Origin of the sequence: Streptomyces sp. NPDC085900, assembly GCF_044540925.1 — a bacterium.
Lineage (GTDB): Bacteria > Actinomycetota > Actinomycetes > Streptomycetales > Streptomycetaceae > Streptomyces > Streptomyces gilvifuscus.
In genome coordinates this window covers 294,224-309,618 of the sequence record NZ_JBITSP010000004.1, presented here as the reverse complement: position 1 = coordinate 309,618, position 15,395 = coordinate 294,224, and the positions used below count along the sequence as shown (strand labels likewise).

Here is a 15,395-nt window from a genome sequence, read left to right as displayed (position 1 = left end):
GGAAGGAAGCGACAGATGACCACCGACGCCACGAGCACGACCGTCACGGACGAGGCGGTGAACAGCCTGGCCGGCACCGCCGACCCGCGCCTGCGCGAGCTGCTCACCGGCCTGATCCGGCATCTGCACGCCTTCGCGCGCGAGACCCGGCTGACCCAGGCGGAGTGGGAGCGGGCCGTCTCGTTCCTGACCGCGACCGGGCAGACGTGCACGGACATCCGACAGGAGTTCATCCTCCTGTCCGACGTGCTCGGTCTGTCGATGCTGGTCGAGACGATCAACGGCGACCGCGCGCCGGGCGCCACCGAGTCGACGGTCCTCGGCCCGTTCCACATGACCGAGTCCCCGGTACGCCGACTCGGCGAGAACATCGACCTGGTGGGCGGCGGCGAGCCGTGCGCGGTCAGCGGCCGCGTCCTGTCCGGGGACGGAACTCCCCTGCCGGGGGCGACGATCGACGTGTGGCAGGCCGACGGCAACGGCTTCTACGACGTCCAGCGCCCCGACCTGCAGCCGCCGGGCAACGGCCGCGGACTGTTCACGGCCGACGCCGAGGGCCGCTTCCGGTTCCGCACGTGCGTGCCCAGCCCGTACCCGATCCCGACCGACGGCCCCGTCGGGGACCTGCTCCGGGCGACCGGCCGCCACCCCTACCGGCCGGCCCACATCCACTTCATCGCCTCGGCGGACGGGCACGCCCCGGTCACCACGCACATCTTCGTCGCGGGCAGCGACTACCTCGACTCGGACGCGGTGTTCGCCGTCAAGCCGAGCCTGGTCCAGGACTTCGAACTCACCGACGACCCTTCCCTGGCAGGGGAGTTGGGCCTGCCGAACCCCTTCCGGCACGCCCGCTTCGACCTCGTACTGGAACGATCGTGAAGGACGTCCTCGACTTCACCCACGAGTCCCGGCAGGTCCGGGTCGTCTTCCGGCCCGGCGCCGCCACGAGCGCGACCGCCGGGGAGGCCGCCGCACTCGGTCTGCGCCGCCTGCTCGTCGTCTGCGGCAGCCGCGGCACGGCCACCGCCCGGGCGGTCGCCGACTCCCTGGGCCCCGCCTGCGTGGGCCTGCACGACGGCGCCCGCATGCACGTGCCCGTCGAGGTCGCCGACCGGGCCGTGGAGGTGGCCCGCGCGGCCGGCGCGGACGGCCTGGTCGCGGTCGGCGGCGGCTCGTCCATCGGCCTCGGCAAGGCCGTCGCCGTGCGCACCGGCCTGCCGCTGATCGCCGTGCCCTCCACCTACTCCGGCTCGGAGATGACCTCGGTCTGGGGCCTGACCGAACACGGCGCCAAGCGCACCGGCCGGGACCCCGTCGTCCTGCCGCGCAGTGTCGTCTACGACCCCGAGCTCACCCTCTCCCTGCCGGTGCCGCTCTCCGTCACCAGCGGCGTCAACGCCGTCGCCCACGCCGTCGAGGCCCTGTACGCCCCCGACGGCTCGCCGCTCACCGCGCTGATGGCCGAGGAGGGGATACGGGCCATGGCGGCCGCCCTTCCCGCGGTGGCCGACGTCCCGGACTCCCTGGAGGCCCGCGGCCGCGCCCTGTACGGCGCCTGGCTGTGCGGCTCCTGCCTCGGCGCCACCACCATGGGCCTGCACCACAAGCTGTGCCACGTCCTCGGCGGCACCTTCGGCCTGCCGCACGCCGAGACCCACACAGTCGTCCTGCCCTACGCCCTCGCCTACAACGCCCCCGCCGTCCCGGACGCGGCCGCCGCCGTGGCCCGCGCCCTGGACACCCACGACGCCCCCCGCGCCCTGCGGTCCCTGGCCGAACGCCTCGGCGCCCCCCGCACCCTCGCCGAACTCGGCCTGGGCGAGGCCGACTTGGCGGTGGCCGCGGCGCAGACCGCGGGCCAGGCCTACGCCAACCCCCGCGCGATCACGACGGAAGGCGCACTCACGGTGCTGCGGGCGGCGTACGAGGGGGCGGAGCCGGAGTTCCCCGAGACCTGAGCCGACGGGACCCCTTCTCGGACGGGCGAGACGACCGCCGTCCGCGGGAGCGGTGCGACGGCTGCCGGTAGGGCGGCCGGAACGGCGTCCGGGCCGGCTGAACACCCCCAGCGCCCGTCGATGTCGAAACCGCCATCACTACGCCCGCAATACGGCGGACAAAATTGTTGACAATCTTGTTTGGCTAGATTTAGGTTCGACAGGCACTCACTCAGGGAGGGCAACGATGCCGAAAGAAGCCCGTCCGAGCACCGGGGAGCAGGCCAAGCAGCATGCGCTCGCGCAGCTGCGGCAGGCGATCCTGCACGGCGAGATGGCACCGGCGCAGCGGCTGGTGGAGAACGAACTCGCCGAGCAGTTCGGTGTGACACGGGCGAGCATCAGGGCGGCGCTCATCGATCTGGAGGCCCAGGGCCTCGTCGAGCGGATCCGCAACCGCGGCTCGCGGGTGCGGGTGGTGACCGTCGAGGAGGCGGTCGCCATCACCGAGTGCCGCATGGTCCTCGAAGGGCTGTGCGCGGCGAAGGCCGCCGCCCTGGCCGGCGACGAGCAGCTCGCCGAGCTGACCGAGCTGGGCACGGCGATGACCAAGGCCGTGGCCGACGGTGAGCCGATGACCTACTCCGAGCTCAACCAGGAACTGCACGCCAAGGTGCGCGAGTTCTCCGGCCAGCGCACCGCCGTGGACCTGCTGGAGCGGCTCAACGCCCAACTGGTGCGTCACCGCTTCCAGTTGGCGCTCAGGCCGGGTCGTCCGCAGCACTCCCTGAACGAGCACCTGGCGATGATCGAGGCGATCAGGGCCAGGGACCCGCAGGCGGCCGAGGCGGCCGTCCGTGCCCACCTCACCAGCGTCATCGAGGCGCTGCGCGACTGACGCACGCACGTCGGACGCGGGGGAGGCGGGCGCCCACCTGTCCATCAAGGAGATAGCAGTAATGACTCAGGCCCACGCGCCCGCCACCCCACGTTCCACCCTCGTGGTCACCGCGCATGCCGGGGACTTCGTGTGGCGGGCGGGCGGCGCCATCGCCCTGGCCGCCTCCCGCGGGGAGAAGGTCACCATCGCCTGCCTCACCTTCGGCGAGCGCGGCGAGTCCGCCAAGGCCTGGCGCGAGGGCAGGACGCTGGAGGAGATCAAGGCGATACGCCGGGAGGAGGCGGAGAAGGCCGCCGCCACCCTCGGCGCCGAGGTCCGCTTCTTCGACGCGGGCGACTACCCGCTCGTCGCCACCGCCGAGCTGACCGACCGGCTCGTCGCCCTCTACCGCGCCACCCAGCCCGACGTCGTGCTCACCCACCCCACCGAGGACCCGTACAACGGCGACCATCCGGCCGCCAACCGCATGGCCCTGGAGGCCCGCGTCCTCGCGCAGGCCATCGGCTACCCGGGCGAGGGCGAGATCATCGGCGCCCCGCCGGTCTTCTACTTCGAGCCGCACCAGCCCGAGATGAGCGGCTTCAGGCCCGAGGTGCTCCTCGACATCACCGAGGTCTGGGACACCAAGCGCAAGGCCATGGAGTGCCTCGGCGCCCAGCGGCACCTGTGGGACTACTACACCGACCTCGCCGTCCGCCGCGGCGTCCAGCTCAAGCGCAACGCCGGCCCCAACCTGGGCCTGGCCCACAAGACCATGGCCGAGGCGTACATGCGCCCCTACCCGCAGATCGCGAAGGAGCTGGCATGAGCGGCGTCATCGTCACCAACCCGCCGAGGGCGGAGGCCGAGGACGTCGAGGCGCTCGCCGGCTACGGCGTGGCCACCGTCAGCGAGGCGATGGGCCGCACCGGTCTGCTGGGTCCGCGGATCCGGCCCGTCCAGCAGGGCGTGCGGGTCGCGGGCACGGCCGTCACCGTACTCGGCTGGCCCGGCGACAACCTCATGATCCACGCGGCCGTGGAGCAGTGCGGCGAGGGCGACATCCTCGTGGTCACCACCACCTCCCCGTGCACGGACGGATTGTTCGGCGAACTGTTCGCGACCGCGCTGAAGCAGCGCGGGGTGCGCGGTGTCGTTCTCAACACCGGCATCCGCGACACCCAGGAACTGCGGGACATGGGCTTCGCCGCCTGGTCCCGCGCCGTCTCGGCGCAGGGCACCGTGAAGGCCACCGGTGGTTCGGTCAACGTGCCGATCGCCATCGACGGCCAGGTCATCCGCCCCGGCGACGTGATCCTCGCCGACGACGACGGCGTCGTGGTCGTACCCCGCGAGCGCGCCCGCGAGGCCGCCGAGCGGTCCGAGGCCCGCGAGGCCAAGGAGGCCGCCACCCGTGCCGCCTTCCTCGACGGTCAACTCGGCCTGGACCGCTACGGGTTGAGGGAGACCCTCAAGCGGCTGGGCGTCGAGTACCGGACGTACGAGGAGTACACGGGAGACGGCTCGTGACCGGTCCCGCGGAGGTGCGCTGCATGCTGATGCGCGGCGGCACCTCCAAGGGCGCCTACTTCCTGGCCGAGGACCTGCCCGCCGACCCGGCCGCCCGCGACGAACTCCTGTTGCGCGTCATGGGCAGCCCGGACGAGCGGCAGATCGACGGCCTGGGCGGCGCCCACCCCCTCACCAGCAAGGTGGCCGTGGTCTCGCCCTCCGCCGACCCGGACGCCGACGTCGACTACCTCTTCCTCCAAGTCGCCGTCGACCGGCCCGAGGTGAGCGACCGTCAGAACTGTGGCAACATCCTCGCCGGCATCGGCCCGTTCGCCGTGGAGCGCGGACTGGTCCCGGCGGGGGAGAAGGAGACGTCCGTCCGCATCCGCATGGTCAACTCCGGTGACCGCGCGACGGCCACCTTCCCGACCCCCGACGGCCGCGTCGACTACACCGGAGACGCCGAAATCTCGGGCGTGCCCGGGACGGCCGCCCCAGTGGTCATCGAATTCCCGCCCGGCGCGGGGAAGTTGCTGCCCACCGGCAAGGTACGTGACGTCATCGACGGCGTGCCCGTCACCTGCGTGGACAACGGCATGCCCACGGTGCTCATCGAGGCCGCCTCGCTCGGCGTCACCGGCTACGAGGCGCCCAAGGACCTGGAGGAGGACCTCGCGCTCGCCGACCGGCTGCGCGCGATCCGCCTCGAGGCGGGCCGGCTGATGGGACTCGGCGACGTCTCCGGCACGACCGTGCCCAAGCTGACCCTGCTGGCCCGGCCCCGCGACGGCGGCGCGGTGACCACCCGCACCTTCATCCCGGTCCGCTGCCACACCTCGATCGGCGTACTGGGCGCCGCCGGCGTCGCCGCCGGCCTGCGGATCGAGGGCGGCGTGGGCCCGGATCTCGCGGAATTCGACGGGGGCGGCGACCGGGTCCGCATAGAACACCCCACGGGCTTCATGGACATCGAGAGCAGCCTCACCACGGGCTCCGACGGCCTGCCCGTCGCCCGCCGCACGGCCGTCGTCCGCACGGCCCGCAAGATCTTCGACGGCACCGTGTTCCCCCGATCCGCCGAGACGGCACCGATCCCCCCGCACCCCCATGGAGGTCAACGATGACTCCGCCGCTCGGCGACATCGCCCACATCGGCCACGCCCAGCTCTTCACCCCCGACCTGGACGCCAGCGTCGCCTTCTTCACCGACTACCTCGGCCTGACCGTCAACGGCCGGCACGGCGACACGGTCTACCTGCGGACCTTCGACGACTACGAGCACCACAGCCTGGTCCTCACCGCCCGCGAGCGGCCCGGCCTCGGCCGGCTCGCCCTGCGCACCTCCAGCGAGGAGGCCCTGCACCGCCGTATCAGGGCGATCGAGGAGGCGGGCGCCTCCGGCACCTGGGTCGAGGACGAACCCGGCCTGGGCAAGCTGTACTCGACCACCGACCCGGACGGCCACGAGCACGCCCTGTACTGGGAGAGCGAGCACTACCGGGCCCCCGAGGAACTGCGGCCGGCGCTGAAGAACCAGCCCCAGGCCAAACCCAACAGGGGAGTCGGGGTCCGCCGCCTGGACCACGTCAACTTCCTCGCCGCCGACGTGCTCGCCAACGCCGAGTTCCAGCAGCACGTGCTCGGCGCCCGGCCGACGGAGCAGATCCGGCTCGACTCGGGCCGCGTCGCGGCGCGTTGGCTGACGTACACGAACAAGTCGTACGACGTCGTCTACACCGAGGACTGGACCGGTTCGGCCGGGCGGCTGCACCACATCGCCTTCGCGACCGACACCCGCGAGGACGTCCTGCGCGCCGCCGATCTCGCCATCGACAGCGGTGTGTTCATCGAGACGGGCCCGCACAAGCACGCCATCCAGCAGACGTTCTTCCTCTACGTCTACGAACCGGGCGGCAACCGCATCGAGTTGTGCAACCCGCTGACCCGGCTGGTGCTGGCCCCCGACTGGCCGCTGATCACCTGGACCGAGGAGGAGCGGAAGAAGGGGCAGGCCTGGGGTCTGAAGACCATCGAGTCGTTCCACACGCACGGGACGCCGCCGGTCGCCTGAGCAGGGCTGCGAGCCACCTCCAGATTGTCGATGAGATTGTTGACAAAAGTGTTGACTCTCTGGGGGTGGCTCCTTAGCGTCTAGCGCACCACGTACGAGAGGTAACCAACGATGTCTTCCTCCCCCTCCCCGACCGCTCGCGGCAGCAGACTGGCCCTCCTGGTCGTCGGGCTGTGCTGGCTCGCCGTCCTCTTCGACGGCCTCGACATGTTCATCTACGGCTCCGTGCTGCCGCATCTGCTGGAGACGAAGACCTTCGGCCTCACCCCGGACCAGGCCGGCGACCTCGGCTCCTACGCCACCTTCGGCATGCTGGTCGGCGCGCTGACCGCGGGCACGGTCGCGGACCGGATCGGCCGCAAGAAGCTGATGATCGGCTGCGTGACGCTGTTCTCGCTGGCCTCCGCGATCTGCGCCATCTCCGACAGCGTCGCGGTCTTCGGCCTCGGCCGGACCCTCGCCGGCGTCGGCCTCGGCGGACTGCTGCCGACCGCGATCAGCATGGTCTCCGACTACGCCCCCCGCGGCCGCGGCGCGATCGTCATCGGCCTGCTGATGACGGCCCACCACGCGGGCGGCATCCTCTCGGCCTACGTGGCCAAGTGGCTGGTGGAGCCCGTCGGCTGGCGGGCGGCCTTCTGGGTCTGCGTGGCCCCGCTGCTCTTCGCCCCGGTGCTGCTCAAGCTGCTGCCCGAGTCGCTGAGCTTCCTGGTCGCCAAGGGCCGCGAGGAGGAGGCCGCCGGGCTCGCCGCCCGCTACGACGTCGAACTGCCCGCCACGTCCGGCAGGAAGACGGCCGCCGACCGCTGGGACGCGCTGCTCGGCCTCTTCCGCGGCGGCGAGTGGGTCCAGACCCTGCTGTACTGGCTGGCCTCCTTCGGCGGACTGCTCCTCGTGTACGGCGTCGCCACCTGGCTGCCCACCCTGATGCGCACCGAGGGCTACGAGCTCACCAACGCGCTGACCTTCGTCGTCGTCTTCAACCTCGGCGGCATCGTCGGCATGCTGGTCGCCGGCCGCGCGGCCGACCGGTTCGGCGCCCCGCGCATCTCGGCGATCTGGTTCGCGCTCACGGCCGCCGGCGTCTACCTGCTCAGCGTCCACCTGTCGATGGGCGTCACCACGCTGGTCGTCTTCCTCACCGGCGTCTTCCTCAACAGCGCGCAGACGATGATCTACGCGACCGTCTCCATCCGCTCCACCCCGGACAACCGCGCCACCGCCGTCGGCTGGACCTCCGGCATGGGCCGCTTCGGTGCCGTCTTCGGCCCGTGGCTCGGCGGCCGGCTGCTCGCCGCCGGCAACGGGGAGTGGGGCTTCACCGCCTTCGCCCTCGCCGGAGTCTCCTCCATGGTCTTCATCGGCATCGCCGCCCTGCGCACGCCCCGGACGGCCACCCCGGCCGACACCGAACAGAACCTGGTCGCGGCCCACTGAACAACGGCGCCCGCCCGGTCGACCAATGGTTCGGAAACGAGGACGAACGCCGGCCCCGCGACGCCGCGGGGCCGGCGCTCGGCGTTCGAGGAGGAGGGCATTCCGGCGGCCGGTGTTGCGGCACCCCGCGCGTTCCGGTTGTGCGCGGCCGGTCTCCCGGCGCGGGCCGGTCGGCGTAGCGGATGCGAGGTGTTCCGGCCGGGGGCACGCTCGTTGTATGAGCGAGCGTTGGGATGTCCGGCGTGCGGGTCCCGAGGGGGCCACGCACCGGGTGATGATGATTCCGGGCGGGATGTGCTCGACCGAGTTCTACGCCGACGTGATGGCCGAGCCCGTGCTCGCCGACGTGGGGCTGGTGGCGGTGACGCAGCCGGGGATGGCCGGCACCGAGGCGCCCGAGGACGTGTCCATGGAGCACTACGCGGAGCTGATGGCGCGCTTCGCGGCCGACACCGGATGCGATGTGGTCGTGGGCCACAGCCTCGGGGCGAACGTGGCCCTGGAGATGGCGGCGGCCGGGTTGTTCAAGGGCCCGCTGGTCCTGCTGTCGCCCTCCTTCTCGCGCAAGGACGAGGCCTCGTTCCTGGCGGTGATGGACGCGCTCGGCCGGGTCCCCGCCCTCGGCACGGTGGCCTGGTCGGGGATGCTCAAGATCGTGCCGTCCGCGATGAAGCGCGAACTGCCCAAGGCCCGTGCGGACGTGCTGGCGGCGGCGATGCGCGGCAACGACCCCGCGACCTGCCGCAGGATCGTGCACGGCTACTACGAGTACCTGGGCCGCCATCCCTCGCTGGTCGACCGGCTGTGCGGGGCCGCCGTCCCCGCCTGGGTCGTGCGGGGCGACCACGACGAGATCGGCCTGACGGACACCGAACGCAAGGGCCTGGAGGCCTGCCCGCACGTCCGCATGGTCACGGTGCCCGACGCCGGTCACATGCTGCTGGTCCAGCAGCCCGCACGGGTCGCCGACGTGATCGCGGAAGCGGTCGCCGCGGTCTGAGCCGGGCGACCGCTCAGAGGTCGACGACCAGGTCCGGTACGGCGACGCCGACGGGTCCCGAGAAGCCCTCACGGGCCGCTTCGAGCACCGTCGCCCGATCGGTCCCGGGCCACAGATGGGTCAGCAACAGCCCTGACACGCCCGCCTGTTGGGCGTACTGCCCGGCCAACTCCGCGGTGAGCAGAAAGGGGGCGTCCGCGTCCGGCACCCGGCGCGCGTAGGTCGCCTCCGACACCAGCAGGTCGGCGTCGCGCGCCAGGCGCGGCACGTCGGGGCTGGGACCCGTGTCGCCGGTGTAGACGAGCACGCCGTCGGGCGTGGTGAGCCGGATGCCGGCGTTGGGCACGAAGTGCGGCAGCAGCACGGTGTCCGCCGTGAACGGACCGATGCCGAGACGGTCGCCCGGGCTGAACTCGTGCAGGCGCAGGGCCGACGCCAGCATGCCCGGGCGGTCGAGGGCGAGGACGGCGTCCAGCGCTCGATGCGGTGCGTACACGGCGAGCGGAGGTGCCGGATCGTCCCGCAACTCCCGCGCCCGCAGAAGGGGATTGAGGTCGGCGCAGTGGTCGGGGTGCCCGTGGCTGACGAGCACCGCGTCGACCGCGCCCACGTCGAGGCGTGTCAACAGCCGCGGCAGCGTGGCGTATCCGGGGTCGATCAGCAGCCGGAAGCCCGCGTGTTCGACCAGGTAGCCGCTGCACGCCTGCCGCGCCGTGGGCCAGGCCCCGCAGCCGCCGAGAACGGTGAGTCGCATGTGACGGACCCTACGCCGGAAACCGTCGGCCGGTCCGAGCCAGTCGCGGCCCAGAAGGCACTCGCCCAGCTCAACGGACGCACGGCTCCCCAGGCGCCCCTTCAGGGGCGCGGGGAACTGCGCGACCAACCACCAAGCACCCGCACCCGTCCCGCTCCCGAGGCCTCAGCGCGCCGCCCGCACCCCGTCGAGGGCGATGGCGAGCACCCGGTCCCGCTGGGCGTCGTCGTCGAAGGCCGTCGCCGTGATCCCGGCGACCATCCGCAGCAGGTCGGTGAAGTCCATGTCCTTACGGGCCTCACCGGCCTCCTGCGCCCGCTCGAACAGCGGTCCGCCCGCCGCGTACATCGAGGTCCGGCAGGCCTGGAAGATCTCCGACTCGTCGTTCAGGGCCTCGCGCACGGCCCGCTTGGTCACCATGTAGCCGGTGAAGCGGCGCAGCCATGCCGTCAGCGCCTCCCAGGGCTCCAGCTCGGCGACCTCCCGGGCGACCCGGACCAGCTCGTTGACCTCGTCCGCGTAGACGCTCTCGAAGAGGTCACGCCGGGTCGGGAAGTTCCGGTACAGGGTGCCGATGCCGACGCCCGCACGGCGGGCGATGTCCTCCAGGGACGCCTCCGCGCCGTGTGCGGCGAACGCCTCGCGGGCCGCGGCCAGCAGGGCGTCGTAGTTGCGGGCGGCGTCCTTCCGGTGCGGCCGCCGGGACGCCACGATCTCGCCTACGGGGAACGTCACGGATGCCTCCCGAGCACGATCAATACGGAGGGGTGCCTCCGCTACTTGAAGCGGAGGGATGCCTCCGCTAGAGTGGAGGCGTACCTCCACTTTAGCAGTGCGAGGTCCGTCGACCACCTTTCCGCGACCGCTCACCGCGGCCGTCGGCGTGCCGGTGCCGCCCGAGCGGCGCACCAGGCCCGTACGACCGCGACCCGAGGCCGCACCCCGTTCGGAGAGGCCCCTCATGCCCCGCAAGTCCACCCGTCTCACCTTCTCGGTCCTCGCGACCGGCGCCGGTGTGTTCGCCATGCTGCAGTCGCTGATCGCGCCTGCCCTGCCCACCGTCCAGCACGCGCTGCACACCTCCCAGTCCACGGCGACCTGGGTGATGACGGCCTACCTGTTGTCCGCCTCCGTCTTCACGCCGATACTCGGCCGGGTCGGCGACCTGATCGGCAAGAAACGCACCCTCGTCGCCGTCCTCTTCGTCGTGCTGCTCGGCTGTCTGCTCGCCGCGCTCGCCCCGGACATCGGCGTCCTGATCGTCGCGCGGGTCGTGCAGGGCGTCGGCGGCGCCCTGTTCCCGCTCTCCTTCGGCATCATCCGGGACGAGTTCGCCCCGTCCCGGGTGCCCGGCAGCATCTCCAACCTCTCCGCGGTGATCGCCGCGGGAGGCGGCGTCGGCATCGTCGCGGCCGGCCCCATCGTCTCCGCGCTCGACTACCGCTGGCTGTTCTGGATCCCCGTCGGCGTCGTCGCGGCCACCGTGCTGATCGCCCTGCGCTACGTCCCCGAGTCGGCCAACAGGGCCGAGGGCGGAGTCAGTTGGCTGGGCGCGGGCCTGCTCTCGGCCTGGCTGGTGGCACTGCTGCTGCCGCTGAGCCAGGCGGCCAAGTGGGGCTGGGGCTCGGGGAAGGTGATCGGCCTGTTCATCGCCGCGGCCGTCCTGTTCGCGGTGTGGCTGCTGGCCGAGGCCCGCTCGCGCACCCCGCTGATCGACCTGCGCGTGATGCGACTGCCGGCGGTGTGGACCACCAACGCCGCGGCCCTGCTGTTCGGCGCCGGCATGTACGCGCTGTGGTCCTTCCTGCCGGGCTTCGTCCAGACACCGAGCTCGGCCGGATACGGCTTCGGCGCGAGCGTGACGGCCTCCGGGCTGCTGATGCTCCCGATGCTGGTCGCGATGTTCGTCTCGGGCATCCTCAGCGGCCGACTGGAGCCCGTGATCGGCGCGAAGCCGCTCCTGACGACGGGTGCCGCGCTCGGCGCCCTCGCCCTGGGCTTCCTCGCCCTCTGGCACGCCGCCCAGTGGCAGGTCGCCGTCGTCTCCGGCTTGTTCGGCCTCGGTATCGGCCTGGCCTTCGCCTCCATGGCCAACCTCATCGTCGGCAGCGTCCCGGCGGACCAGACCGGCGCCGCGACCGGCATGAACGCCAACATCCGGACCATCGGCGGCTCCATCGGCGCCGCCCTGACCGGCGTACTGGTCACCGGCCATCTCCAGGCCTCGGGTCTGCCGTACGAATCCGGCTACACCCACGGCTTCACCCTGCTGGCGGTGCTGTGCCTGGCCGCCGCGCTGGCGGCACTGCTGGTGCCGACGGCACGCTCCGTACGCCTGACCGGTACGGCGCGAGCGGGCGACGACCCGGCGCCCGCGGAACCGCAGGCCGTGGCCTCGGCCACCCGCGGCTGACGCGACCGGGCCGGCCCGGCGACCACCGGGCCGGCCCCGCCGCCGGGCCGACGCACGCACCGGTACCCGTACGGTAAGGTTGACCTGCGCGATCACGCGGTCCACCGCGAAGCGCGCACCGGGACGTGGCGCAGCTTGGTAGCGCACTTGACTGGGGGTCAAGGGGTCGCAGGTTCAAATCCTGTCGTCCCGACGGTGCGAAGGGCCTTCACAGGCGGAAGTCTGTGGGGGTCCTTTTTCCGTGCCGGGCGACTTCGAGGGCGATGCCGAGTACGCGGAGGGCCGGTTCCATGGCCGCAGCTTGTCGGGGTTGAGCACGATCCAGAACCGGGCGACCCGGCCGCCGGTGACGTCGAGGCCGATGACGGCCACGACCAGGTTGCCGTGGCGGGCGACGAGGCCGGTGCGGCCGTTGACGGAACGAGCGCTGAGGGTGGGGCCCGGGCGGGCGCCCAGGAGGGTCAGCAGGCTCTCGGCGACGGCCCGACCGCCGTGGACCGGCCCGGTCGGGACCCGCACTTTGCCGCCGCCGTCGAAGAGGGCCGTGACGTCCGGGCGAAGCAGCGACACGAGCAGCTCACCGTCCTCGGCGACACACGCCCGGCACACGGCCCGCGCGACGGTCTCGTGCCGCCGCGACGCCCACGACCTCCTTGACCCCCACGACTTCCTTGCCCCCCACCGCCGCCACCGCAGTCGGCCTCTCCTCGCGGCACCGGGGTCGGTGATCGTGCCGAGTGCCGCCTCGGAGGTACGTGAGGCGGCGGCCGGCGACGGGTTCGCGACGAGCCGGTCCGTCTCCCGCTCCGCCTCCCGGCAGATTCCGCCCACGGTCTCCGCCAGCCAGGACCGGGGCACGGTGATCCGCCGGCGTGCCGCGTCGGACAGCCCGTACCACCGGCGGTAGGTCTCGTCGACGACGCTCTCCGCCGCATCCGCGCTGCCCAGCGTCCCGTGGGCGACGTCCAGCAGGAACCGACGCTCCTCCAGCAGCTCCGCGAGCGGCACCGCGTCGCCCTGATCCATCCCGGCACCTTCCGTTCCTGAGCCGCCGAATGTCACAGATGCGCCGGTCGACGTGTCCTATAGGCAGACCCCGCGTTCCACACCCCCTCACCACCGAACGAGGTGACCGAGCCATGCACTGGCGCGAGCGGGCAGCTTGTCTGCGTGAAGACCCCGACCTGTTCTTCCCCATATCCGTCAGCGGTCCGACGCTTCGGCAGATCGACCGGGCCAAGGCCGTCTGCGGCCGTTGCCCCGTCGTCGAGCAGTGCCTCGCCTGGGCGATGCGGGCGGGGAACGTGGAAGGCGTCTGGGGTGGCACGACGGAAGCCGAACGCCGTGCGATGCGCCAAGGCACGGCCCTGCAGACGTCCAGGGCCGAGTAGGCGCGGGCCGGAGCGCCGGGGGCCCTCCCCTGTGGGCGAGGGCCCCCGCGGGCTCACTTCTGCCGCGCGAGCCAGTCGGCGAAGCGGGTCTCGGCGAGGTGCGCGTCCGGGCCCGGCAGAAGCGTGTCCTCCCGCAACTCGGCACCCCAGTAGCGGGCCTGCGGGTCCGTGACGACCTTGCGGGAGTCGTTCTGTGCGGCGAGGCCCATGCGGATGAACTCCTCCAGCCGGAAGACCTCGGGGCCGCCGGTCTCCACCACACCGCCCACCGGGTCGCCGACCGCGGCACGGCCGACGGCCGCGGCGACGTCGTCGGAGACCATGGGCTGGATCTTCGCGTCGGGCAGGCGGACGGTGTCGCCGTCGGTCATCCCGTCGGCGAGTCCCTTCGCGAACTCGAAGAACTGGGTGGCGTGCACGATCGACCAGGGGACGTCCGACGCCCTGATCAGGTCCTCCTGGACCTGCTTGGCCCGGAAGTACCCGCTCTCCAGCAGGCGTTCGGTGCCGACGACGGACAGGGCGACATGGTGCGCCACACCGGCCTCCGTCTCCGCCTCGAGGAGGTTGGCCGTGGACGTGCGGAAGAAGTCCATGACGTCCTCGTCCTTGAACGAGGGGGAGTTGGAGACGTCGACCACGACCGACGCGCCCCGCAGGACCTCGGCCAGTCCCTCACCGGTCAGCGTGTCGACGCCCGTGCCGGGCGCGGCCGCGACCGCCTCTTGCCCGTGTTCGCCGAGCCGCGCGACCACCTTCGAGCCGATGAGCCCGGTGCCACCGATCACTACGACCTTCATGTCGGAATTCCTCTCGGAGTCTTTCTGGTCCCTGCATGAGGACTGACAGGGCAGGACGGCGACCTGTGACAGGTGGCCCGCCCGCGCTCCTGACGGCACGGGCGAATCCGGTCCTCAGCCGTCCAGGGATGCCACGTAGGGCGCGAGTTTGCGCGGGTTCATGACCCACAGGAGGCGCTCGATGCCGCGTTCCGAGGCGTCGAGGCAGAGCAGGGCCACGGCCTTCCCGTCGGCCAGGACGAGAGCGGCCGGCATGCCGTTGGCCTCAACTTGCCGGATGTCCTTGCCGGGCCAGAAGCGCGGGGCGAAGGCGGCCAGGTACCGGGAGACGCGCCGACGTCCGAAGACCGGGATCCTCGACGCCCCGCGGACCCCGCCACCGTCGGAGTAGCTGGCCACGTCCTCGGCGAGCAAGCCTTCGAGGACCGCCAGATCGCCGGTCTGCGCCGCGGCGAGGAACACCCGCATCAGCCGCCGGTGCGCCGCGGGCTCGACCGGCCTGCGGCGGTCCGACGACAGGTGTTTGCGGGCGCGGCTCACCAGCTGACGCGTGTTGGCCTCACTCAGCTCCAGCATCTCCGCGATCTGCGGATACGGGTAGTCGAAGGCCTCTCGCAGCACATAGGCGGCGCGCTCCACGGGATTCAGCTTCTCCAGCAGGAAGAGCACCGCCATGTCGAGCGCCTCGGCCCGCTCCGCCCCCAACTGCGGGTCGGCGCGCGTGTCGACCGGCTCCGGCAGCCAGGGGCCGGTGTACGACTCGCGCCGCACCCGGGCGGACTGGGCGAGGTTGATCGCCAGACGGGCGGTGATGGTGGCGAGGAACGCCGCCGGTTCGCGTACGGCGCCGCGATCGGTGTTCTGCCACCGCAGCCACGCCTCCTGGACGATGTCCTCCGCCTCCGTGGCACTGCCGAGGACGCGGTAGGCGATGCCGAAGAGCTGTGGGCGGGCCGCCAGAAACGCCCTCGTGGCCTCGCCGAGAGATGCGGCGTCACCGAGAGAGGCGGTGTCGTCGAGGGACCCCGTGTCGTCGTCGGAAGCCTTCTCGTCCCCAGTGGTCATCCCTGCTCCCGGTTCCGCGTCCGTCATGCCGGAGCCGTACCCCGCCGGTTCCGCGGCCACCTCCGCCTGTCGGGTGGTGCTGATGTCGGTCCTCACAGAACCAGGACCGGACAGGGGGCGGTTCTGTGACAC

16 protein-coding genes and 1 tRNA gene are annotated in these 15,395 nt (G+C 72.2%); 12 read left to right on the top strand and 5 right to left on the bottom strand.

Translation table 11 applies throughout. From position 1 onward, the window contains the following. Positions 1–15: 15 nt before the first annotated feature. The 9 genes from ACIGDI_RS15470 to ACIGDI_RS15430 all read left to right on the top strand — a co-directional run bounded on the left by ACIGDI_RS15470 (position 16) and on the right by ACIGDI_RS15430 (position 8,840). Complete coding sequence (locus ACIGDI_RS15470; protein WP_399896008.1) at positions 16–882, top strand: intradiol ring-cleavage dioxygenase; 867 nt, start codon at positions 16–18, stop codon at positions 880–882. Then, the gene (locus tag ACIGDI_RS15465; protein ID WP_399896005.1) at positions 879–1,961 is read left to right on the top strand and encodes a maleylacetate reductase; all 1,083 of its coding nucleotides are present in this window, start codon (positions 879–881) and stop codon (positions 1,959–1,961) included. The genes ACIGDI_RS15470 and ACIGDI_RS15465 overlap by 4 nt, the downstream gene beginning before the upstream one ends. Before the next feature lie 226 nt (positions 1,962–2,187). After that, a complete protein-coding gene (locus tag ACIGDI_RS15460; RefSeq protein ID WP_200704328.1) occupies positions 2,188–2,838 on the top strand; it encodes a GntR family transcriptional regulator in 651 nt (216 codons plus the stop codon). Positions 2,839–2,899: 61 nt separating this feature from the next. Next, entirely contained in the window at positions 2,900–3,649 is a 750-nt protein-coding gene (locus ACIGDI_RS15455) for a PIG-L deacetylase family protein (RefSeq protein ID WP_399896001.1), read from the top strand. Next, positions 3,646–4,350: a 4-carboxy-4-hydroxy-2-oxoadipate aldolase/oxaloacetate decarboxylase gene (locus ACIGDI_RS15450; RefSeq protein ID WP_399895998.1), complete on the top strand. Its 705-nt coding sequence runs from the start codon at positions 3,646–3,648 to the stop codon at positions 4,348–4,350. The genes ACIGDI_RS15455 and ACIGDI_RS15450 overlap by 4 nt, the downstream gene beginning before the upstream one ends. Next, complete coding sequence (locus ACIGDI_RS15445; protein WP_399895995.1) at positions 4,347–5,456, top strand: 4-oxalomesaconate tautomerase; 1,110 nt, start codon at positions 4,347–4,349, stop codon at positions 5,454–5,456. The genes ACIGDI_RS15450 and ACIGDI_RS15445 overlap by 4 nt, the downstream gene beginning before the upstream one ends. Continuing rightward, positions 5,453–6,403, top strand: coding sequence for a catechol 2,3-dioxygenase (locus ACIGDI_RS15440; RefSeq protein WP_399895992.1), 951 nt, complete (start codon positions 5,453–5,455; stop codon positions 6,401–6,403). Before ACIGDI_RS15445 ends, ACIGDI_RS15440 begins: the two co-directional genes overlap by 4 nt. A 111-nt stretch (positions 6,404–6,514) precedes the next feature. Then, positions 6,515–7,840 carry an MFS transporter gene (locus ACIGDI_RS15435; RefSeq protein WP_399895989.1) on the top strand — a complete coding sequence of 442 codons (1,326 nt, stop codon included), beginning with the start codon at positions 6,515–6,517 and terminating at the stop codon, positions 7,838–7,840. A gap of 217 nt (positions 7,841–8,057) precedes the next feature. After that, positions 8,058–8,840 (top strand): alpha/beta fold hydrolase, encoded by a 783-nt coding sequence (locus tag ACIGDI_RS15430; RefSeq protein WP_200704333.1) that lies wholly within the window; start codon positions 8,058–8,060, stop codon positions 8,838–8,840. A 13-nt stretch (positions 8,841–8,853) separates the two neighbouring features. Here the strand turns inward: ACIGDI_RS15430 and ACIGDI_RS15425 are convergent, their stop codons facing one another. Further along, positions 8,854–9,594 carry an MBL fold metallo-hydrolase gene (locus ACIGDI_RS15425; RefSeq protein WP_399895986.1) on the bottom strand — a complete coding sequence of 247 codons (741 nt, stop codon included), beginning with the start codon at positions 9,592–9,594 and terminating at the stop codon, positions 8,854–8,856. Positions 9,595–9,759: 165 nt separating this feature from the next. Next, positions 9,760–10,329, bottom strand: a complete 570-nt coding sequence (locus ACIGDI_RS15420) for a TetR/AcrR family transcriptional regulator (protein ID WP_399895983.1) — start codon at positions 10,327–10,329, stop codon at positions 9,760–9,762. Between the two features lie 226 nt (positions 10,330–10,555). Here ACIGDI_RS15420 and ACIGDI_RS15415 point away from each other — a divergent pair, with 226 nt between their 5' ends. After that, a complete protein-coding gene (locus tag ACIGDI_RS15415) occupies positions 10,556–12,007 on the top strand; it encodes an MFS transporter (RefSeq protein WP_399895980.1) in 1,452 nt (483 codons plus the stop codon). 119 nt (positions 12,008–12,126) lie between these two features. Continuing rightward, positions 12,127–12,200 (top strand) — tRNA-Pro (locus ACIGDI_RS15410). Here the strand turns inward: ACIGDI_RS15410 and ACIGDI_RS15405 are convergent. Then, positions 12,182–13,033 (bottom strand): RNA polymerase subunit sigma, encoded by an 852-nt coding sequence (locus tag ACIGDI_RS15405; protein WP_399895977.1) that lies wholly within the window; start codon positions 13,031–13,033, stop codon positions 12,182–12,184. The two genes, ACIGDI_RS15410 and ACIGDI_RS15405, sit on opposite strands and share 19 nt — an antisense overlap. Positions 13,034–13,146: 113 nt before the next feature. On the opposite strand from ACIGDI_RS15405, the gene ACIGDI_RS15400 reads away from it, so the two are divergent. After that, positions 13,147–13,398 (top strand): WhiB family transcriptional regulator, encoded by a 252-nt coding sequence (locus ACIGDI_RS15400; RefSeq protein ID WP_399895974.1) that lies wholly within the window; start codon positions 13,147–13,149, stop codon positions 13,396–13,398. A 53-nt stretch (positions 13,399–13,451) separates the two neighbouring features. Here the strand turns inward: ACIGDI_RS15400 and ACIGDI_RS15395 are convergent, their stop codons facing one another. After that, positions 13,452–14,198, bottom strand: coding sequence for an SDR family oxidoreductase (locus ACIGDI_RS15395; RefSeq protein WP_399895971.1), 747 nt, complete (start codon positions 14,196–14,198; stop codon positions 13,452–13,454). 114 nt (positions 14,199–14,312) lie between these two features. Further along, positions 14,313–15,263, bottom strand: a complete 951-nt coding sequence (locus ACIGDI_RS15390) for an RNA polymerase sigma-70 factor (RefSeq protein WP_399895968.1) — start codon at positions 15,261–15,263, stop codon at positions 14,313–14,315. Positions 15,264–15,395 lie beyond the last annotated feature (132 nt).